This window comes from Belliella buryatensis (genome assembly GCF_900188245.1).
GTDB classification, from domain to species: Bacteria; Bacteroidota; Bacteroidia; order Cytophagales; family Cyclobacteriaceae; genus Belliella; species Belliella buryatensis.
Genome location: NZ_FZOK01000020.1, coordinates 14,166 through 36,234, shown reverse-complemented (window position 1 = coordinate 36,234; position 22,069 = coordinate 14,166). Strand labels below are relative to the sequence as shown.

Here is a 22,069-nt window from a genome sequence, read left to right as displayed (position 1 = left end):
CGGAGTGGTTTGGCAAGACAAGACCGATCCATGACTGTGGCGACTGCACCGAAGCCCAACATCAGGAAAATAGAAGAACAGAACTGAAGTTGAAGCGGTAAAAAGTAATGGATGGATGGCGTCGTGAAATTCAAAAAAAACATGATGCTTGACCGATTAAAACATAAAAGTCTTATACAGGTGAATGACCACCGATAAGCTTAAGATCCCTAACCTGTAGAAAATTAAAGAGCCATCTGTTTCGGGTGGCTTTTTTTATGATTTTTTCGAGTCAAACCCAAATCATGCATTTTATTCCTGATAGGAGTTCTAATGCATTTCCTGAGTTAAATATACCCTGCAACTTTATACATAATTATCCCAATCCATTCTTTGAAGAGTTTTTGCCAAATATAAATGGAGTAAGGATCAGGGTAAGCTAGAACAGGGAAATCAAATTTCCTATTGTAACCATAGTAATCAACGGAAAAGGTTTCAGTTAAAAGTCCTGCCTTATCAAAACAACCTTTGGCACGCTTCATATGAAAAGCGGAAGTGATCAAAAGGTGTTTTTGCTCTAAAGGAATGCCTTCTCTATCGAAAATCTCCTTGGTAAAAATTGCATTTTGATAGGTGTTTTTGGCTTCTTGCTCTATGATGATGTTAGCCTCATCTACTCCTGCGATCAGCATAAAATCTCTTAATAATTCAGCCTCTGTATTGGGGTTGCTAGGATTGAGTCCTTGGCCACCTGTGATCAATATTTTTTTGATTTTTCCTAATTTATAGAGTTGTATGGCATGTGTAGCTCTATCGGCTCCTTTATTGAAAAAGGTCCTATCGTAAATCTCCTTACTCAAATTTGTCACCCCTGTTAAAACTATCCCATACTCATAATCAGAGAGTGTAGCAATTACCTTATAATCAGGCTCCCATGCATTGATAGCTTCATTACTCAAAAATTGATTGCTGAATAAAAGCAGCAAAATCACACCACAACTGAGGAATTTTATGCCTAATTTTTTTTTGATTTTAATTAACCCAAAAATAATGAGGATCAAACAGATACTCAACGGCATGACAATGAAGCTAAGAAATTGAGAAAGGTAGAAAAACATGGGGTTTTGAATTTTTTCAAGAAAGATAAAAAACCTAATAGTGAAATAATAATGTTACTCTGGAATTCAAGCTAGCCTACTATCAAAAAATAGAAAAATGTGCTAATCAAAATCCCTAGAATGATAAAGATAAGTATAGAAAACTGATTGCTTTGAGCCTTTCTATCAAATCGTTCTGATATTAATTCTGTATACAATTCAGGATCACTGTTTAAAGTTTTGACATGCTTAAGTAAATAAGGGCTTTCTGACATTTTGGTTCTTCCAGACCGAATACTTCTATTGTCCTTGCTTGACTGAATCATGGTAAATCCTGAAGTTCCACCTGCCATAACTTTTTTCTTTGTTTGCTTCAATATAATCATCTTACATCTCGAAACAAAATGGATCAAATACAAAACAGTCCAAATGTTTATTTGGTTGAATAAATATTCGGTAAAATTATTATTGAATTTTCAATGTGTGGATATTTTTCTCTAATAAAATTTAACATTGCTTTGTATCAATTGCCTATTTTTGAATTATGACCTCAGATCAACAAAACCTATTACCAAGATTAAAAGAGCTAGCAAATCAACTTGAGGGAGAGTTGAAATTTGATTCCTTGACAAAAACACTCTATGCGACAGATGCCTCCGTGTATAGAGAAATGCCTCTTGCTGTAGCTTTACCAAAGTCGGAATTAGATATCCAAAAGTTGATTGCTTTTGCTAAAGCTTATAAGACCTCTCTGATTCCAAGAACTGCTGGCACTTCTTTAGCTGGTCAGTGTGTGGGAAATGGGATTGTTGTAGATGTTTCAAAGCATTTTACTAAGATCTTGGAATTTAATGAGTCAGAGAAATCGGTCAAGGTGCAGCCAGGTGTGGTCAGAGATGAGCTTAATAGATTTCTAAAACCATATGGTCTTTTCTTTAGCCCTATCACTTCCACTGCAAATAGGGCCATGATCGGAGGAATGGTTGGTAATAATTCATCAGGAACTACTTCGATTGTATATGGAACTACCAGAGAGAAGGTTTTGGAATTGAAAGTGATATTGAGTAATGGTCAGCCTGCGATTTTTGAAGAAGTGGATCAGAATACTTTTGAAAGTAAATGCCGATTAGATAATCTAGAAGGGACTTTGTATAGACAGGTTCGGAAGGAGCTTAGTGATGTTACTACTCAGCAATGCATTAGAGATAATTTTCCTAAGAAATCAATTCATAGAAGGAATACAGGTTATGCATTAGACTATTTGTTGGATTCAGAGATTTTCACATCAGGAGGAGGAGTGTTCAATTTTTGTAAACTATTGACAGGTTCTGAAGGAACCTTGGCATTTACCACTGAGATTAAAATCTCTTTAGACCCACTCCCTGACCCGATTGAGGTAGTAGTAGCTGCACATTTTGGAACTATTCACGAGAGCATGAAAGCAGCTCAAGTTGCCATGAAGCATCCTGCTACAGCTGTGGAGTTGATGGATAAGATTATTTTAGACTGTACCAAAGAGAGTATAGAATATAGCAAAAACCGCTATTTTGTAGAAGGTGATCCTATGGCGCTTTTGATGGTAGAATTCACTGGTAAAACCGAGGCTGAAGCTAGAGAAAAGGCTGAACTTTTTATACAAGACTTAAGGCATGCTGGCTTTGGTTATGCCTTTCCAATAATAGAACCAAGTATGACTAAATCAGCTTGGGCATTGAGAAGTGCAGGCTTAGGTCTTTTGGCTAATATTCCAGGGGATAGTAAAGCAGTAGCCTGCATAGAAGATACCGCTGTAGATATTGAAGATTTGGCAGACTATATTGATGAGTTTGATCAAATGATGGAGGCCCATGGCCAAGAACCTGTTCACTATGCGCATGCCGGTGCTGGAGAGATTCATTTGAGGCCTATTTTGGACCTGAAGAAAAGTGAGGATCAAGAAGCATTTTATAATATTTCTTTGGATGTGGCCAAATTGGTGAAAAAATATAATGGATCACTCTCTGGAGAGCATGGAGACGGAAGGGTGAGAGCACCTTTTATTCCCATGATGGTTGGGGAGGAAAATTATCAGCTTTTTAGACGTATTAAGTATACTTGGGATCCTGATAATATTCTTAACCCAGGTAAAATAGTGGATACAGCTCCTATGAATACATCATTGCGCTATGAAGCAGATATGAAAACGCCTGTTCATGACACGATACTGAATTTTGATCAAGTAGGCGGTATTCTGAGGATGGCGGAAAAGTGCAATGGTTCAGGAGATTGTAGAAAACTCCCAGAGTCAGGAGGTACAATGTGTCCAAGCTACCAAGCAACTCGCAATGAAAAAGACACTACTCGGGGGAGAGCCAATACATTAAGAGAGTTTTTGACCTTGGATAAAAGAGGAAATGCTTTTGACCACCCTGAAATCAAAGAGGCATTGGATCTATGTCTGTCTTGTAAAGGTTGTACAGCAGAATGCCCTTCCAATGTAGATATGGCGTCCATGAAGGCTGAGTTTCAGTACCAATATCATAAAACCCATGGAGTGCCACTGAGATCCAAAGCTTTTGCGCACATCAACGACTTGAACCAACTAGGGTCTAAAATTTCAGCATTGGCCAATTTTGGCCTTTCTAATAAATTCACAAGTGGATGGATGAAATCAGTCTTGGGTGTAGCTTCACAGAGAAGCTTACCAAAAATAGCATCTCAAAGTTTGAGGGCTTGGTACAAGCAAAATTATGCATCCTTGTCCAGTGAAGGTATTCCTACCAAAGAACTCTTTCTATTTGTGGATGAATTCACCAATTACAATGATACAGAGATCGGGATAACTACTATTAAATTATTGAAAAAGCTTGGTTACGAAGTAAAAGTTGTCGAGCATGATGAAAGTGGTCGTTCAGCACTTTCCAAAGGGTTGCTGGAAAAGGCAAGAAAACATGCAGATAGAAATGTGAGTGTTTTTCAAGATATCATTGACGGAAATACCCCTTTGGTAGGTATTGAGCCGTCAGCGATCCTGAGTTTTAGAGATGAGTACCCTAGGCTTGTTAGCGAGGCCTACAGAGAAGGTGCCAAAAAACTCAAATTTCATACCTTGTTGATTGACGAGTTCCTTGGGAGAGAAATAGCTGCTGGTAACATCAAAAAGGAACAGTTCACCGAAGAATCCAAATTGATCAAGCTTCATGGTCATTGTCATCAGAAGGCACTCTCATCCTTAACTTGGACGCAGAAGGTATTAGCCTTACCAACCAACTTTCAGGTTGAAGTGATCCCTTCTGGATGCTGTGGAATGGCTGGATCATTTGGTTATGAAGCCGAACATTATGAACTGAGTATGCAGATTGGAGAGATGGTATTATTTCCAGAAGTGCGAAAAGCTGATGCAGCGGTATTGATTGCAGCGCCTGGGACTTCCTGTAGGCATCAAATTGCAGATGGAACAAAAAGATTCGCTAAGCACCCGGTAGAGATCTTATGGGAAGCTCTATTATGATGCTTTCAGATGTTAAATGTTGTGAATCTTATCCCTTTGGTTGAGTTTATTAAAGTGTATTATTATTCCAGACACCTTCTGTCAATTACTTTTTTATTTGACTGAATTAGGTTTGTTTTGCTTATCTTAATTTTTAATGATGCAGACCATGCCTTTTATCATTTACAAATCCTCCGCAGGTTCTGGGAAAACATATACCCTGACCATGGAATACCTCAAACTGGCGCTCAGAGACCCTGAGAGTTTCAGGTCAATACTTGCCGTAACCTTCACCAACAAGGCCACGCAAGAAATGAAAGAAAGGATCATCAAAGAACTGAAACGGCTGAAAATCGAAGTTGATCCCACTCAAAAAATGGATGCGGAAATCATGACTGCTTTGAATCTCAGTCCGCAAGAGGTGATGCAGCGGGCTTCTCAAACACTTACGGCAATCTTACATGATTATTCCAGATTTTCAGTCAGCACTATTGATAGTTTTTTTCAACGTGTAGTACGTGCGTTTGCCAGAGAGATGGATCTCAATGCCAAGTTTGAAGTGGAGTTGGATCAAGATGCTGTCTTGGAAAAGGTTGTAGACAGGGTGGTCATGCAGGTCATGGAAGATGAATTTCTTCACAAATGGCTGGTCGATTATGCCGTAGAGCAAATCCAAAATGGTAAATCTTGGGATATCCGAAAAAATATCAAAGAGCTTGGAAGGCAAATTTTTCAAGAAGACTTTAAAAAATATGCACCTGAAATTCGTGCATTCTTAGCAGATAATAAAAATATCAGTCAACTCCAGCAATTTGTAAAGAATAGAAAAAAAGAGTTGATCGATATCACAATCAAGCTCAAAGAGCAAGCTAACGAAATCAGAATTGCCAATGGCTTGGAATGGACTGATTTCAAAGGTTCAGGCAGTTCCTTTGCCAAGAAGTTTGATCAGCTTGGGGATAAAAATTCCCCAGTACCATCTTTGACCGATAACTATGCACTGCTCCCTTTTACAGAAGAGGGTTGGTATACCAAAACCAGTAAGCTGAAAGATCAAATCATAACCGCCAGAGCTCAAGGTCTTGCTCAGATTCTAAGTCAATTCCCCCCCCTGGAAGCCAAGTGGAATAGCCTTGACATGATTGGAAAGCATATTTACGTCTATGGAGTTTTCAAAAATATGCTTGATGAACTTACCCTTCTCAAAGACGAGGAGAATATGTTGCTGATTTCTGATGCGAATGAGTTTTTGAAAGAAATTACCAAAGAGAATGATGCTCCTTTTATCTATGAAAAAGTAGGCAATCAGTTTAAAAATTATCTGATAGATGAATTTCAAGATACTTCAGGCTTTCAATGGACAAGCTTCAAGCCACTTCTAGAAAATTCCTTAGCTCAAGGTCAAACAAACCTTTTGGTAGGTGATGTGAAGCAGTCCATCTACAGATGGAGGGGAGGAGAAATGAAGCTTTTGCTCGAGCAGGTAGAAGAGGAGATTGGGAGGGAGCAAATTCAAAACCATAATCTGGACACCAACTTTAGAAGTTTACCCAATATCATCAATTTCAACAATGCCCTCTTCAAAACCCTTGCCCAATCATTCGAAGATACGGTCAAATCAGCCTTTGCTGCATCGGATGGTGGATTGATTGCAAAAGCGTATCAGGATGTATCTCAGAAAATATCAGAGCGAAAGGATCGATCTGCTTTTAAGGGGAAAATACAAATCAATTTTTTGGAAGATGATAAAGATTTGGAAGAGGAAGGTAAATTTGACGCCTTGGCCCTGTCTCGATTGCCAGAAATGGTTATGTCTTTACAAGACAAAGGTTATGAGTTGAGAGACATTACATTTTTGGTTCGTAGAAAGTCAGACGGAGAGGCTATTGCAGATGCCTTGATGGCTTATGGGGCTGAAAATCCCGATCTCAAATACAGCTTTGATGTCTTGTCAGATGAAAGCATGTACCTGTTCAAAGCTGCAGCGGTTAAAGCACTTTTAGCAGGACTTAAATATCTGCACAATCCTGATGATCAAGTTCAGTTCAAGACCATGTGGTATTACAGGGCTATATTAGCTGATGAGCAGGTGAATCACGAGCTTTTCGCTTTAGGAAAGATTCCAGACTATATGAAGCCCAAAGTTCAGGAGTTTCATATAAAAGAAAAGATGCTCTTGCAATTGCCCTTGATGGAGGCAGTAGAAGAATTGATCGCATTATTGGGTTTGCAAGAATTCGAAGTAGAAAAGGCCTACATTTCAGGTTTCAAAGAAGCTATTTATGACTTCACCTCCAACAATAGAGCAGATTTAGCTGGTTTTTTGGATTGGTGGGAGGAAAACCAAACCAAAAGAACTGTAAAAATTCCAGAGGGACATAATGCCATGCGTATCATGACCATCCACAAGTCCAAAGGGCTGCAATTTAAGGTGGTCATCATGCCCTTTATGAAGTGGGATATTTTTGACCAAAGGCAAAGTAATGTGGTCTGGGCACCTTTTGAAGATCAAGAAAAGAGACTTTCAGCGATCATCCCTTTGACTTTAAATAAGAAGTTGGCAAAATCTGATTTTGCAGATATCTATGCTTCAGAAGCTATCATGGCTTATTTGGATAGTTTGAATATGATCTATGTCGCCTTGACTCGAGCAGAAGAGGTGTTTTTAGGAATGGCACCTTTCAAAAAGGAACTCAAAAATCAAAACAACCTCCAAGCACAATTGCAAACGGCATTGACAAGGGCTAGATCCACAGGGGATGAGTTGAGCTTGTCCGAATACTATGATGCAGAAACCAATGTTTTTGACCTAGGTGCGTGGCCAGAAAAGCATGTAGCAGCTAAAAACATTACATCTCCAAGAGCCCTGAACTGGAATTATCAAAACTGGACACAGCGGCTTCAAATTAGAAAATATGCGGTAGATTTTTCAGCAGATGGTTTAGAGCAGCGGAAGAAAAGAAACTTTGGCTTACTTGTACACGAAATTCTAGAAGTATCCAAAGGAATAAAGGATACTAAACTCAATTTGGATCAATTTTATTATGAAGGCCGTTTGAGTTTGGAAGAAAAAGAGGAGGTAGCCCGTCAGCTTCAGGACTTATTTGACAATTCACTCTTTTCATCTTGGTTTGATACAGATGGTCTGCTTTTAGCAGAGCAAGGGATATTATTGCCGGGAGGCAAGATGAAAAGACCAGATAGGATTATTTTAAAGGATGATGAGGCGGTGGTTGTGGATTTCAAGACAGGAGAAGCTCGTGAAAGCCACAAAAATCAAATTAAGGAGTATATGAAATTAGTGGCACAGCTGACTGGTAAGTCTACAAAAGGCTATTTGTGTTATTTGGAGACTGGGGAGATCGTATCGATTATTGATTAGTGCGCTTCGCCCATAATATTGGATTTTGGCTGGGGTGAAAAATCCCCTCAATTTTGATTAGTTTATTTTTTTCGTCAATCCAAAAATGTATCAAATGTTGAAAAGGTTTGATTTGTGCCATTCTGATATTGGAATATCTAACTTGATATAGGTCAGGAGTTCTTGAAATACGAGTGTTTATGCGTTCAATAGAATTTAAAAAACTTGAAGTGATTTTCTCGTCTTTTAATGTCTCATTAAAATAGTCAATGTTATTTTTAATATCCTTCCTTACCAGTGGGTTAAAAAGTATTTTATATTGGGAATTCATTTTAAGGAATCTCTTAGCTCTTCCCATGTTAGATATTCAGAATCTTTAGAAGCTGCCAGCCGTTTGAGGATCTCTTCTTTTTGCCATTCTGGTAAATTTTCTATTTCATAAGATTCAATGGTTACTTCTTTTTCTTGGATTTTTTCTATACCCAATCTTCTTATTAATTCCATAAAAAGCTCGTACCTGTTTTCTGGAATATTTAAAATTACTCTTCTCATTGGTTTTTAAGTTTTGATATCTAATATAACAAATTTGAAGCTTTTTTGGATCTCTATTTTTAAATTATATATATCTGCTCACTTACACTTAGCCGAACAATTAATAATATAATACGATTATCCGCAATGATACCAGTAATTCAATAAAACGAAAGGATCAAGCGGATAATCGTCAACGGACGACGGTCGACAGTCGACAACATCTGAATTTAAGGTGTGTGCGTAATAAAATATGGTTACTGGTGCGAAAGCGGATATACATATTTATCTTTATCTATTTAACCCATTTAACAATCTAAGTATTTTGGTTGAAAATTTTTAAGTCAATCCATGTCAATTATTTTTTATCCTTGCTCATTTAACGTTTTTTTGTTTAACAACATTTCTCTATATGAACAGCTTTTTAAAAAATACAGCTCAGCACATTTTATCCAAGCATCAGGATCTTCGGAATCTTTGTATAGTTCTTCCTAATAGAAGAGCTGGTCTTTTTTTTACACAGCATTTGGGTACTTTGATCGAGCAAGCCACCTGGCTTCCAGAAATCAAAACCATCGAAGACGTCTTTTATCACTATGCCTCGCAGCGGCCTGCTGATGAATTGTCATTGATTTTTGAGCTGTACAAGGTCTACCAAGGGATTCACCCAGAGCCAGAAGCTTTTGATAAATTCTTTTTCTGGGGCGAAATGATCCTCAAAGATTTCAATGATGTAGATCAATTTATGGCTGATGCGAATAAATTGTATCACTACCTTTCTGAAATCAAGGATTTAGAGTCAGACTTGAGCTTTCTTTCTGAAAGTCAGATCGAGTTAATCAAGCAGTTTTGGAGCTCTTTTCAGCATCAAGATAAATCTCACCAAGAGAAGTTTTTGAAATTCTGGAAGCTTCTTGGACCTCTTTATGCGGCTTTCCAAGCTTCCTTGGATGTTTCTGGTTTAGCCTATTCTGGTAAATTATACCGTCAAGTAGCTGAGAAAGTCGATACATTACCTAAGCCTGATAAAAAGTATGTATTTATAGGTTTCAATGCCTTCACAGCCACAGAAGAAAGGTTGATCAAGCATTTTATTGCTGTTTTTGAAGCAGAAATATATTGGGATATAGATGATTATTATCTTTCAGAAAAAAATCAAGAAGCAGGTCTCTTTTTTAGAGATTATCAAAAGGATAAAATATTTGGGCCAACTTTCCCAAATGAAATTCCTACTTGGATTCAATCTAGGGAAGCCAAGATTAAAACCTATGCGACTCCGCTAAAGAGTAATCAAGCGAATCTAGTAGGCTCGCTCTTAGAAGGTATAGAAAAAGAAGCTTCCTGGGAGGAGACAGTCATTATCCTACCTGATGAGCAGATGCTCTTTCCTATTCTCCATTCACTTCCTGATCAGATTGAGAAGGTCAATGTCACCATGGGCTATCCTGTTAAAAATGCCCCTGTTTATGCATTTTTAGAAGCCGTTCTAGAGTTGCAGCGCTACATCAAAGTGGATGATGGGAAAGTTGGTTTTTATCACAAGCAGATCAAAGACCTATTGTCAACTACTTACCTTAAATCTGAGAATCCAGCACATGTAAAACATTTGCTTTCTGAAATGCAGGAGAAAAATCAGATTTATATCTCTCAAGAGGTGCTGCATCAAGGTGGAGACTTTTTTAATCTCATCTTTCAGAAGTTAGCTACAGATCAGCTTTTTCCTTATGTATCGGAATTAATGGAAACAATGGCTGCTAAGCTTGAAGATGAGCCACTCCAGCAGTCTTACCTTTACCAATGTTTTAAGCAGCTGAATCGTTTGAAGGCGATTTTTGATCAAGAACAGACCACTAAAGTAGAGGTAGAGTTTTTCATCAGTCTTTTTAGGCAAATTTTTAGAGAAGTCAAGTTGCCATTTGAAGGAGAGCCACTTCAAGGGTTGCAGATCATGGGGGTTTTGGAGTCTAGAAACCTTGATTTCCGTAGGGTCATCATTTGTAACATGAACGAAGATAGTTTCCCACCATCGGGATCATTGAATTCCATGATTCCTTTCAATATCAGAAGAGCGTTTGGGTTACCCGTACAGGAACAAAATGACGCGATCTATGCCTATACTTTTTACCGCTTGTTGCATAGTGCAGAAGAGGTTCATATGATCTATACGACTGCCTCAGATCAAGGGAAAGCAGGAGAGAAAAGTAGATACATTCAGCAGATGATGGTAGAAATGGGGATCAGTGACGAGGAAGAAGTGATCTATGTTCCAGTAGACCTTAAAAATACTGCCGCCATCAACATCGAAAAAGACAAAGAAATTCTCCAGCTTATGGAGCGATATGTAGTCCAAGAAAGTGGGAAGTCAGGTACAGCTTTTTCTCCATCAGCTTTGAGTGTGTACCTAGATTGTAGGTTGAAGTTTTACCTTCAGTATATCGCTGATATTCAGGAAAAAGAAGCGGTAAAGGAAGAAATAGATGCAGCTGTTTTTGGAAATTTGGCTCATTTCAGCATGGAGTTTCTATATGAAGGATTCAAGAAAAGGAATGGTAGAGATACCTTGGAAAAGGCTGATTTCAAAGCACTGAAGGAAAATTGGGTTTTCCCTGCCATAGAGTTGGGAATCAGGAAGTTTTATCATTTGGAGGATAATGCAGAAACTAAGCTCAGTGGTCAAATGGCCATCGTCAGAGATGTCCTGCAAAAATATATCATTAGACTTTTGGAAATTGACGAGGCAGATACTCCAATTCGGTTGGTTTCAATGGAAAAAGCACATCAAGCGAATTTTAAAATTCAAACAGTTAATGGCTCTAAAATGATTGCATTGAAAGGACTGATAGATCGCTTAGATGAGCAAAATGGAGTGATCAGACTAATTGATTATAAATCAGGAGGAGACAAAAAGGATTTCAATGGTGTAGCTAGTTTGTTTGATAGGGAGGATAAAAATCGCAATAAAGCAGCCATGCAAACCATGTATTACGGCCTGCTTTATCAGTCCATGTATCCTGAAAACACCTTCCCCTTAAAACCAGCAATCTTTAACTTTAAGGAGATTTTCAGTCAAGATTTCAATCCATACCTTCAGGAAAAGCAAGAAAAGTCCAAATTAGAGGTTTTTGATTACAGGACGTATCAAGAGGATTATGAAAAGGGACTAAGAGGTCTTCTGGAGGAGCTTTATGATCCTAAACAGCCTTTTGATCAAACAAACGATTTGAAAAAATGTAGCTATTGCCCTTATCAAGGGATTTGTGGAAGGTAAGATCTTGCCTTTAAATTTCAGCAAAAGACTTCAAATGAGGTGAAAAAGTAGCTTGTCTCTTATTTTGGTGGAAAGATTTTTCTGAAAGTCAAATTTATTCTTCCAGCTTGAATACCTGCTCTTTTAGGTACTTGGTGTTCCCAATACTTTTGTGTGGCTCCCTGCATCAGGAGAAGAGATCCATTACCTAAGGTAATTGACTTTTTTTCACTTTTGTCACTGTATTTCCTGAATTGGAAAACCCTCTCCTGTCCAAAACTTAAGGAAGCGATCACAGGATTATTGCCAAGGGATTTTTCATTGTCCCGATGCCAACCCATGCTATCTTGCCCATGTCTGTAATAATTGAGAAGTACGTGAGTAAATTCAGTATTGCAGACATTTTCTACTTTGTCTTTTATATCTAAGAGAAGTGTGTCCCAAGCTATGGTCTCCATAGTGATGCCTGAGTAGCTATAAGGGATAGCAGGATCCCCATAAAGAGCAGTGAGCCTAGGTTGCATGATTTTTTTACCAAACATCCAGATTGGCTCCTGATGCCAAGATATATCTTCAATGAGTCTATTGAAAATTGAAAGGGAGGACGAAGGAGAAAAAAAGCTTGGAAAATAATCCACATCTCCTAATTCTGAAATAATTTTCAGTGGTTCGTTTTCTTCAAATAGCAAGTCTTTTACCATAGGAAATGTAGATTAAGAGTCTCTTTTTCAAATGTATAAGAAGTAACTCTTAATCTACATTTTGGTTTGATCAAAGCAGTAGTCAGTTTGATCTTTAAAAAGGGAATTATCTGAATTTCCCTTTCAACATAGCTAGTTTGGCAGCCAAATCTCCCTCAGCCTCTGCAGGGCTTTCTTGTTTAGTTTTTGATTTGCCTCGCTCGGCGAATGGGTCAGACTTCATACTCAGTCCAATTCGCTTTCTAGCAATATCTATTTCCATGACAGTGACTTCTACTTTTTGATTGACTGTCACCACTTCGTTTGGATCGTTGATGAATTTGTCTGCCAAATGACTCAAGTGAACCAAGCCATCTTGGTGGACTCCTATATCTACGAATGCACCAAATTTGGTGATATTGGTAACTATGCCTGGAAGTTTCATCCCCACCTTCAAATCAGACATTTCATTGACTCCTTCTTGAAAATTGAAAACCTCAAAAGTCTCCCTAGGATCTCTACCTGGCTTGGACAATTCCTCCATGATATCTTGAAGGGTTGGTAAGCCGACGGTCTCTGATACATAGTTTTTCAGGATGATCTTAGATCTCAATTCTTCTGAACTCATCAGATCCGTCACCTTAGCGCCAAGACTTTTAGCCATAGATTCCACTAGTTCATATCTTTCTGGGTGTACAGCTGATGAATCTAAAGGGTGCTTGGCATTTCGGATTCTTAAGAATCCAGCGGCTTGCTCAAATGCTTTTTCACCTAATCTAGGTACTTTTTTGATCTCTGCTCTACTTTTAAATGGACCATTTTCTGTACGGTAGGTTACAATGTTTTGAGCCAATACAGGACCTAAGCCTGACACATAAGTCAACAATTGCTTGGACGCGGTGTTGATTTCTACTCCCACTCCATTGACACAGCTCATCACGGTGTCATCTAAGGAATTTTTCAAAGCTGATTGATCTACATCATGCTGGTACTGACCTACACCAATGGATTTGGCGTCAATTTTGACAAGTTCAGCCAATGGATCCATCAGCCTTCTCCCAATCGATACAGCTCCTCTCACAGTCAAGTCCAAGTCAGGAAACTCTTCTCTTGCTACATCTGATGCTGAATAGATGGATGCACCACTTTCATTGACCATCGTGATGATGACATGCTTTGGTAACCCTAGACTTTTGACAAATGCCTCAGTCTCCCTGCTTGCAGTCCCATTCCCAATGGCAATAGCCTCAATTTGATGTTTTTGTACCAATTCTTTTATTGTTGCTCCTGCCTCGGCTGTTCTTTTTTGTGGTTCATTGGGAAAAATAGCATCATAGCTCAATAATTGACCCTGGGGTCCTAAGCATACTGTTTTGCAGCCTGTTCTGAACCCAGGGTCAATTGCCATGACGGATTTCTCCCCAAGAGGGGCAGCCAAAAGCAATTGTCGGAGGTTCTCTGTGAAAACTTTGATGGCATCTTCGTCAGCTTTTTTCTTTGTGTAAAGTCTCACTTCCGTTTCCATGGAAGGCTTGAGCAATCTTTTGTAACAATCCCTGATGGCGAGCTTTACTTGCTCTACTGAGCTATTGGCCTCATTTTCTAGAATCATTCGATCCATTAAACCAATTGCAGAAATTTCATCGGGACAAGAGTCTAGCATGAGAAATAATTCCTTTTCACCTCTTCTCATAGCAAGGACTCTATGCGAAGGAGCTGATTTGATTGGTTCTGACCAATCAAAATAGTCTTTATACTTAATGGCCTCTTGTTCTTTACCGGGGATTACCTTTGAAACAAATTTACCTTCTTCGATGAAGAGTGTCCTCATTTTTTTTCTGAGTTCCACATGCTCGTTTACCCATTCTGCTATAATGTCTCTGGCACCCTGAAGGGCATCTTCAATGCTAAAGACTTCTTTTTCTTCGGAAATATACTTGAAAGCTTCTTCTTCTAGATCGATAGAGCCTTGTTCAAAAATTAAAGTAGCCAGTGGTTCTAAACCCTTTTCCTTGGCTATGGTGGCTTTGGTTCTTCGCTTTGGTTTATAAGGAAGATAAAGGTCTTCCAATACAGACATGGTTTCGGCTGAATTGATCTTATTTTCTAGCTCTTGAGTGAGTTTTCCTTGCTCTTGAATTGATTTCAAAATAGCCTCCCTACGCTTGTCCAAATCTCTCAATTGCTGAGCTCGGTCTCTAATAGCAGCTACTTGAACTTCATCTAAGCTTCCAGTAACCTCTTTTCTATATCTAGAAATGAATGGTACTGTTGCACCCTCATCTAATAGTGCAATAGTATCTGTGACTTGCTTCAGTTTGATGCTGAGCTCTTCAGCTATCTTTATATAATGATCTATATTCATAAATTCAGTCTTTACTTTGTTCCAAGGTTGCGCAATTTAGAATTTATTAAAAAGCTTTGGAAAGGATATTTGGAGATATTGTAGCTTTTATCACTAAGGTATTGGAAATGTGTTGGTAATTTTAAGGTGACAAATAGAAAACAATGGACTGGAAAAAAGAAATTAAAAGTTGGGGATTGATATTGGCAGTATTTGCCTTCTTATACTTTACTGGGCTGATTACACCGATCATGGGAGGCTTGCAATCTGTCTTGCTTTCGACAGGACTGATCAAGCCGAAAATTACCTTAGTTAACAAGGAGAATTTAGACTTTGATTATAGCGGTAGATTTCTAAATGTAGATGGGCAAGTAGTTAATTTGAGAGATTATAAAGGAAAAACAATTTTCATTAACCTATGGGCGACTTGGTGCCCGCCATGTAGAGCAGAGATGCCCCATATTTCAGAGCTATATAAGAAAGTCGGCAATACAGAAAATCTAGAATTTTTAATGATTGCATTGGATAAGGATTTTGAAAAAAGTAAAAAATTACTCAACGATAAAGGATGGAGCTTCCCCATCATCCACGCTTCCTATGGGCTTAATCAATCTTTACAATCAGAATCTATACCCACAACCTTGGTAGTCAGTCCAGAAGGTAAAATCATATTTTACCAAGAAGGCATGAGTAATTTTGATACGGAGGAGTTCAGGTCTTTCTTGATAGGCAAGGGTTTGTAGCAATTTGAGCTATAAATAGCTAACTTAGATTTTATTCACCCTTTAGAATCTCTAATTATGAAAAGTTTTATACTACTTCTGTCATTGACATTGCTTTGTCAATTTAATGCTTCTGCTCAGAATGAAAATTTCGATGCTGAATTAGCAAAGAAACTTGGTGCAGATGACTACGGAATGAAGGCTTATATCATGGCATTCTTAATGGCAGGGGATAAGGTAGCGGAATATTCACCTGAACAAAGAGCGGAAATACAGAAAGGTCATATGGCAAACATAAATAAACTAGCAGAGGAGGGGAAATTGATTCTTGCAGGGCCGTTTATTAATGGAGGTGAAAAAAGAGGGATTTTTGTTTTTGATGTGAGTACAAAAGCCGAGGCAGAAAAATTAACAAATACAGATCCAGCAATTCAAGCTGGAGTTCTCAAAATGGAGCTGATCGAATGGTATGGAAGTGCTGCTTTGATGATGCTTTCAGAGTTTTATCCCAAAATCCAAAAGAAGGACTTTTAATTTGATAGATCACAGAGGTTTAGGTCATCTCACAACCATCTTTTTTGTTTTATTTTTTTCCGAGTTGATCCTTTCAAAATAATGTCGAAAGAAAATTGATCAAATAACAAACGTTTGCATTAAATTTTTCAGTGAAAATAGGGCCGATATTCTTTAAAATGCTTTTTTGGAGAGATTGAAAAACCTAATTTCGAAAGTATTGTCATTGATGTATTTGGCCAAAACCTAAACTAACCCTATTGAAAATGAAAAAACTTACCTGCTTGCTGATTCTGCTTTTATTAGGTTGGACAGCATGGGCACAACAGCTCAATTCCCCAAATGAAGCATTTCAATTAAATTTTGAATTGAAAGATGGAGTTCCCTTTTATGATTTGAAATACAAAGGTCAGCCAGTGATATTACCTAGTAAATTAGGCCTGAAACTGAAAAATCACCCTGACTTTACTGAAGGGTTTGTGACCTCTACTGCTGAACAATCCGACTTTGATGAAACATGGGAACCGGTATGGGGTGAGGAAAAAACTATCCGAAATCTTTACAAGGAAATGGTGGTCACTTTACATCAAGATGCTAACCACGACCACAGAACATTTATCATTCGATTCCGACTATTCGATGATGGCCTAGGTTTCAGGTATGAATTCCCATCTCAACAGGGCTTAGCCCACTTCATTATTTCAGAGGAAAATACACAATTTGCAATGACTGGAGATCATACTGCATTTTGGATTCCTGGGGATTACGATACCCAAGAATATGATTACGTCGAATCAAAACTTTCAGAGATCAGAAGCTTGATGGAAGTAGCTATCACTGGGAATATTTCACAGACGTCTTTTTCACCAACAGGAGTTCAGACTTCTCTCATGTTGAAGACAGCTGCAGGGCTATACATTAACCTACATGAAGCCGCATTGATCAACTATGCTACGATGCATCTCAATTTGGATGATGATAAGATGGTTTTTGAATCTTGGCTGACACCTAACCCAAATGGAGATAAGGTATATTTGCAAACCCCATCCATGAGTCCTTGGAGAACCATCATTGTCAGTGATGATGCGAGAAATATTTTAGCTTCCAGAATGACTTATAACCTGAACGAACCTAATAAAATTGAAGACACTTCTTGGATTCGCCCGATGAAGTATATAGGGGTATGGTGGGAAATGATCACTGGTAAAAGTACATGGGCATATACAGATGATTTCCCTGCGGTGGAATTAGGCGTGACAGATTTTAGCAAAGCATCGCCTAATGGGAAGCATGGTGCGACTACTGAAAATGTCATGCGTCATATTGACTTTGCTGCGGAACATGGTTTTGACGGAGTATTGGTAGAAGGCTGGAATGAGGGTTGGGAGGATTGGTTTGGCAATGCCAAAGATTATGTTTTTGATTTCGTGACCCCATACCCTGATTTTGATCTTGAAGGAGTGAGAGATTATGCCAAATCAAAAGGTGTGGAAATGATCATGCATCATGAAACATCCTCTTCTGTTAGGAATTATGAAAGGCATATGGATAAAGCTTATCAGTTGATGAAGGACAATGGCTACAATGCAGTAAAGAGTGGCTATGTGGGCACAATCCTTCCTCTTGGAGACAATCATTACAGTCAATGGCAAGTGAATCATTATCAATATGCCTTAGAAAAAGCTGCTGATTATCAAATAATGATCAATGCGCACGAAGCAGTCAGACCTACTGGTATTGCAAGGACTTATCCGAATTTGATTGCTAACGAATCAGCAAGAGGGACAGAATACCAAGCTTTCGGTGGCTCTAAACCTAACCACGTGACTGTTTTACCTTTCACTAGATTAATAGGTGGTCCTATGGACTATACACCTGGTATATTTGAAATGGACATCAGTAAATTGAATCCAGATAATAAGTCTTGGGTAAATAGTACTATTGCTAATCAATTGGCTCTTTATGTTACTATGTATAGTCCGTTACAAATGGCCGCTGACTTACCTGAGCATTATGAGAAATTTATGGATGCTTTTCAATTCATCAAAGATGTTGCTTTGGATTGGGATGAAAGTAAGTATTTGGAAGCTGAGCCTGGCTATTATTTGACCATTGCCAGAAAAGCGAAAGGGACGAATGACTGGTATTTAGGTAATGTGAATGGGAATGAAGGAAGAACAAGTCAGTTGACTTTTGATTTTTTAGACCCAAATAAAACGTATATCGCGACCCTCTATGCCGATCAAAAAGATGCTCATTACAGAAATAATCCTCAGGCTTACGAGATCAAAAAGGGGACCGTCACAAATAAAAGTAAACTATCACAATACAGTGCTCCAGGAGGAGGCTTCGCTATCAGTATCAGAGAGGCTAGTGCACAGGAGATCAAAGGATTCAAAAAACTTAAATAAAAAAGAGGGGATTTCCCCTCTTTTTTATTTTGAAATATCCATTCTTATTTCCCTCTATTAGCTTTATTGATCAAGTATTGGCCATAATCATTTTTCTTAAGCGGCTCGGCCAATTCAAGTAATTGTGACTTGGATATATACCCCATCTCAAAAGCGATTTCTTCCAAGCATGCTACTTTGAGCCCTTGCCTTTTTTCTATAGTTTGAATAAAGTTTGAGGCTTCTAACATGGATTCATGTGTTCCTGTATCCAGCCAAGCATAGCCTCTGCCCATTAGCTCCACTCTCAAAGCACCTTTTGCTAAAAATTCCTGATTGACAGTTGTGATTTCTAACTCTCCACGTTTGCTAGGCTTGATCTGTTTTGCGATTTCAATGACTTCATTCGTATAAAAGTATAAGCCAACTACAGCATAATTACTTTTGGGTTCTTCAGGTTTTTCTTCTATACTGAGGACATTGCCAAACTGATCAAACTCTACTACACCATAACGATTAGGGTCATTTACATAGTACCCAAAAACTGTTGCTTTTTTCTCGGAAGAAAGCGTATTCACGGCATTTTTTAACATCTGAGTTAATCCATGTCCATAAAAAATATTATCACCTAACACTAAACATACATCATCCTTGCCTATGAAATCCTCACCAATTAAAAAGGCTTGGGCTAACCCGTCAGGACTTGGTTGCTCAGCATAAGCAATATTCAAACCGAGATCAGCCCCATCTCCGAAGAGGTTTTTGAAATTGGGTAAATCATGGGGGGTGCTGATAATCAGTATTTCTCTGATACCCGCTAACATCAACACAGACAAGGGATAATAAATCATCGGCTTGTCGTAGATAGCCAAAAGTTGTTTGGATACTCCTTTGGTAATAGGGTAGAGTCTTGTGCCAGACCCTCCTGCTAAAATAATTCCTTTCATTAAGCTAAGCTATTAGAAGATTGGAAGATTACAAAATTCTAAGGTTGAATGCTAGGAGTTCTAGCCTTGTTAAGAAGTGATTTATTGGTATAATATTTCTCCTATTGAAAAAAACTTTTTTCAGGGTAAAAGCAAGAATCTCAAGTGTAAAAAACATTTTCATTGGTATAAATCCCTAAAGAGTTCTTTTTGATAGAAAAACTAATTGCCTGGTGTCTAGAACCTACCTTATATTTTTTCTTGTTTTTGTTGAATTTCAGATTTCATCTCTCTACATTTGAGCAAATTATCTTTTTATGGTTACTTTTCTAGCACTCAGTACAGCCTTTATAATCGGGTTTCTTTTGACTCCGATCCTTATCCTAGTTTTCAAAAAACTTAAAATGATAGACGCTCCAGGAGGGAGAAAAATTCATAATGGTTTTATTCCATCAATGGGTGGAGTTGGTTTTGTTATTGGGATATTCATTTCGGTTATCACTTGGTTTTCCTTGAATCAGATGGTAGAGTTAAGGTTCTTTTTAACATCATTTGGTTTGATTTTTCTATTAGGTTTAAGAGATGACCTCGTTGATCTAACTGCATGGCAAAAACTCCTTGGACAAATAGTAGCAGCTTATATTGTGGTAATTTTCGGTGATATTCGTTTTACAAGTCTGTACGGGTTTTTAGGTATTTATGAAATTCCAGAATTAGTCAGCTATGTAATTACCATTTTTACAATTGTAGGCCTGACCAATTCCTTCAATTTGATAGATGGATTGGATGGCTTGGCAGGTTCTATTTCAGTAGTTGCATTTACATTTTTGGGATGGTGGTTTTGGGAGGCTGATATGATAGCATATAGTATGTTTTCACTAATCACTGTTGGAGGTGTTCTATCTTTCTTAATCTTTAATTGGCATCCAGCCAAAATCTTCATGGGGGACACAGGTTCCTTGAGTTTAGGATTTGCGCTCTCTGTAATGGCTATTTTGTTTGTAAATACCAACGGCAACATGTTAGCTTCTGAAGGCTGGAAGTTCAATGCGCCTATAGCCTCTGGTCTAGCATTATTGATTGTTCCAATATATGATACTTGCAGAATCTTTACAAAGAGAATCCGAAGAGGTAAATCTCCTTTCTCTGCTGATAAAAGTCATATTCATCATTTTATGATGAGAATGGGTTTGCGACATGATCAAGTTGCACTTGCTATGGTAGGGATTATGCTGTTTTTTGTAGGCATAATATTTATAGGAGCCCAATTAAATGATCATATCTTGGTTCCTGCAATTACGATATTAGCAGCAATCTTGGGGATTAGATTAGATGTGATTACTCTAAGAAGGGTGAAAGTCATCACTAGTCAAACACCTCCAATTCTTTCTGTGAGAAAAAAGAAAAAGTCCACAGTAAAGCCAGAGGTGAATCAAAGAATTCTCAAAAAGGTCAAGCTTACAGAAAATTAATCAAGCCAAACATTGAGTTAGTTTTTTAATCTGTATAAATTTGTTTCTCAAAACTTTAATAATGTTTTTTATATCATATTCAAGTTTTATTTTTGTTTTTGTTTTTAAAACACAATATTTTCTTTTTTGATTTTCATTATTTTTCATTGCTTTTTATCTGGATTATAGTACTTTAGAGCATTAATCTACCCTGAGATTTGATGCAAGAACCTATTTTGTTGTCTTCACCAAGATTTGAAGGAAATGAAGAAAAGTACGTTAAAGAAGTTCTTCAGTCTCCTTATATCGCAGCCGGGGGTCCTTTTTTAGATAATTTTGAAAAAGGATTCGCAGGAAAGATTTTTCCTTTCCAAGTTGTAGGCGTTAACTCTGGTACTTCTGCTATTCACCTTGGATTGATGCTATTAGAAGTACAAGCTGGAGATGAGGTGATATGCCAATCTTTTACATTTTGTGCTTCGGCTAATCCAATCAAATACCTAGGAGCCATTCCCATCTTCGTCGATAGTGAGCCTGATACTTGGAATATGTGTCCAATAGCGTTAGAGGAAGCGATTATAGATAGGATTTCATTAGGTAAAAAGCCTAAGGCTATCATTGTGGTGGACCTATTTGGAATGCCTGCTAAATACGATGAATTATTTTCCATAGCACAACACTATGGTATACCGATATTGGAAGATGCAGCGGAATCGCTCGGCTCAAAATATAAAGGACAGGAGTGTGGTACTCTTGGACAGATAGGGGTTTACTCATTTAATGGTAATAAAATCATCACTACTGGTGCCGGAGGTGCTTTAGTATCAGATAATCCGAAATATTTAGAAAAAGCTCGATATTTAGCTTCTCAAGCGAGAGAAAAAGTGCATTACTTTGAGCATCATTCTGTTGGCTATAATTATAGAATGGGCAATGTTCCGGCTGCTATAGGTAGGGCACAGCTCGAAAATCTTGATCAAAAAATATTGCAACGCAGAGCTGTATTTGAAAACTACCGGGAGCTACTTAAGGATTTTGAAGGGATATCTCTTTTGGAAGAACCAGAAGGGTTTTATTCAAATAGATGGCTGACTACAGTTTTGATCGATCCAATGATTTCTGGCTTTGATCGAGAACAATTGCGTTTGGCCTTAGAAAAAGAACAGATAGAGAGTAGGTATTTATGGAAACCATTACATTTGCAAGTAGCCTTTAAAGAATCCAAATACTATGGTGGCAACGTAGCTGTTCAAGTATATGGTAAAGGTCTTTGTCTTCCAAGTAGTACCCATTTAACTCAAGAAGAGCAAGGAAGAGTTGTACAAGTGATCGCTAGTCAATATCAAAAAGTGATTTAGT

14 protein-coding genes are annotated in these 22,069 nt (G+C 38.0%); 8 read left to right on the top strand and 6 right to left on the bottom strand.

The features are described 5' to 3' along the window. Positions 1-326: 326 nt before the first annotated feature. A complete protein-coding gene (locus CHB66_RS16120; protein ID WP_089242446.1) occupies positions 327-1,097 on the bottom strand; it encodes a YdcF family protein in 771 nt (256 codons plus the stop codon). 71 nt (positions 1,098-1,168) lie between these two features. Next, entirely contained in the window at positions 1,169-1,429 is a 261-nt protein-coding gene (locus CHB66_RS16115; protein WP_141107411.1) for a hypothetical protein, read from the bottom strand. A 191-nt stretch (positions 1,430-1,620) separates the two neighbouring features. On the opposite strand from CHB66_RS16115, the gene CHB66_RS16110 reads away from it, so the two are divergent. Further along, positions 1,621-4,566, top strand: coding sequence for an FAD-binding and (Fe-S)-binding domain-containing protein (locus CHB66_RS16110; RefSeq protein WP_089242444.1), 2,946 nt, complete (start codon positions 1,621-1,623; stop codon positions 4,564-4,566). Between the two features lie 148 nt (positions 4,567-4,714). Beyond that, complete coding sequence (locus CHB66_RS16105) at positions 4,715-7,927, top strand: UvrD-helicase domain-containing protein (RefSeq protein ID WP_317045606.1); 3,213 nt, start codon at positions 4,715-4,717, stop codon at positions 7,925-7,927. Positions 7,928-8,233: 306 nt separating this feature from the next. On the opposite strand, the gene CHB66_RS16095 is transcribed toward CHB66_RS16105, so the two are convergent. Continuing rightward, on the bottom strand, positions 8,234-8,458 hold the full coding sequence (locus CHB66_RS16095) for a hypothetical protein (RefSeq protein WP_089242441.1): 225 nt from the start codon (positions 8,456-8,458) through the stop codon (positions 8,234-8,236). Positions 8,459-8,849: 391 nt separating this feature from the next. Between CHB66_RS16095 and CHB66_RS16090 the strand changes: the two genes are divergently transcribed. Continuing rightward, positions 8,850-11,705 carry a PD-(D/E)XK nuclease family protein gene (locus CHB66_RS16090; protein WP_089242440.1) on the top strand — a complete coding sequence of 952 codons (2,856 nt, stop codon included), beginning with the start codon at positions 8,850-8,852 and terminating at the stop codon, positions 11,703-11,705. A gap of 59 nt (positions 11,706-11,764) precedes the next feature. Here CHB66_RS16090 and CHB66_RS16085 read toward each other — a convergent pair whose 3' ends face one another. Next, entirely contained in the window at positions 11,765-12,385 is a 621-nt protein-coding gene (locus tag CHB66_RS16085) for an alpha-ketoglutarate-dependent dioxygenase AlkB family protein (RefSeq protein ID WP_089242439.1), read from the bottom strand. Positions 12,386-12,491: 106 nt separating this feature from the next. Further along, positions 12,492-14,729: a Tex family protein gene (locus CHB66_RS16080; protein WP_089242438.1), complete on the bottom strand. Its 2,238-nt coding sequence runs from the start codon at positions 14,727-14,729 to the stop codon at positions 12,492-12,494. Positions 14,730-14,872: 143 nt separating this feature from the next. On the opposite strand from CHB66_RS16080, the gene CHB66_RS16075 reads away from it, so the two are divergent. The 3 genes from CHB66_RS16075 to CHB66_RS16065 all read left to right on the top strand — a co-directional run bounded on the left by CHB66_RS16075 (position 14,873) and on the right by CHB66_RS16065 (position 18,354). Next, on the top strand, positions 14,873-15,451 hold the full coding sequence (locus CHB66_RS16075; protein ID WP_089242437.1) for a TlpA family protein disulfide reductase: 579 nt from the start codon (positions 14,873-14,875) through the stop codon (positions 15,449-15,451). A 57-nt stretch (positions 15,452-15,508) separates the two neighbouring features. Then, positions 15,509-15,964: a YciI family protein gene (locus CHB66_RS16070; protein ID WP_089242436.1), complete on the top strand. Its 456-nt coding sequence runs from the start codon at positions 15,509-15,511 to the stop codon at positions 15,962-15,964. A 245-nt stretch (positions 15,965-16,209) separates the two neighbouring features. After that, on the top strand, positions 16,210-18,354 hold the full coding sequence (locus CHB66_RS16065; protein ID WP_089242435.1) for a glycoside hydrolase family 97 protein: 2,145 nt from the start codon (positions 16,210-16,212) through the stop codon (positions 18,352-18,354). A gap of 44 nt (positions 18,355-18,398) precedes the next feature. Here CHB66_RS16065 and rfbA read toward each other — a convergent pair whose 3' ends face one another. Then, a complete protein-coding gene (gene rfbA, locus CHB66_RS16060; RefSeq protein WP_089242434.1) occupies positions 18,399-19,280 on the bottom strand; it encodes a glucose-1-phosphate thymidylyltransferase RfbA in 882 nt (293 codons plus the stop codon). A 296-nt stretch (positions 19,281-19,576) separates the two neighbouring features. Between rfbA and CHB66_RS16055 the strand changes: the two genes are divergently transcribed. Both CHB66_RS16055 and CHB66_RS16050 read left to right on the top strand, forming a co-directional pair. Continuing rightward, positions 19,577-20,731: a glycosyltransferase family 4 protein gene (locus tag CHB66_RS16055; protein ID WP_089242433.1), complete on the top strand. Its 1,155-nt coding sequence runs from the start codon at positions 19,577-19,579 to the stop codon at positions 20,729-20,731. 200 nt (positions 20,732-20,931) lie between these two features. Next, positions 20,932-22,068: a DegT/DnrJ/EryC1/StrS family aminotransferase gene (locus tag CHB66_RS16050; protein WP_089242432.1), complete on the top strand. Its 1,137-nt coding sequence runs from the start codon at positions 20,932-20,934 to the stop codon at positions 22,066-22,068. Position 22,069: the final 1 nt, after the last annotated feature.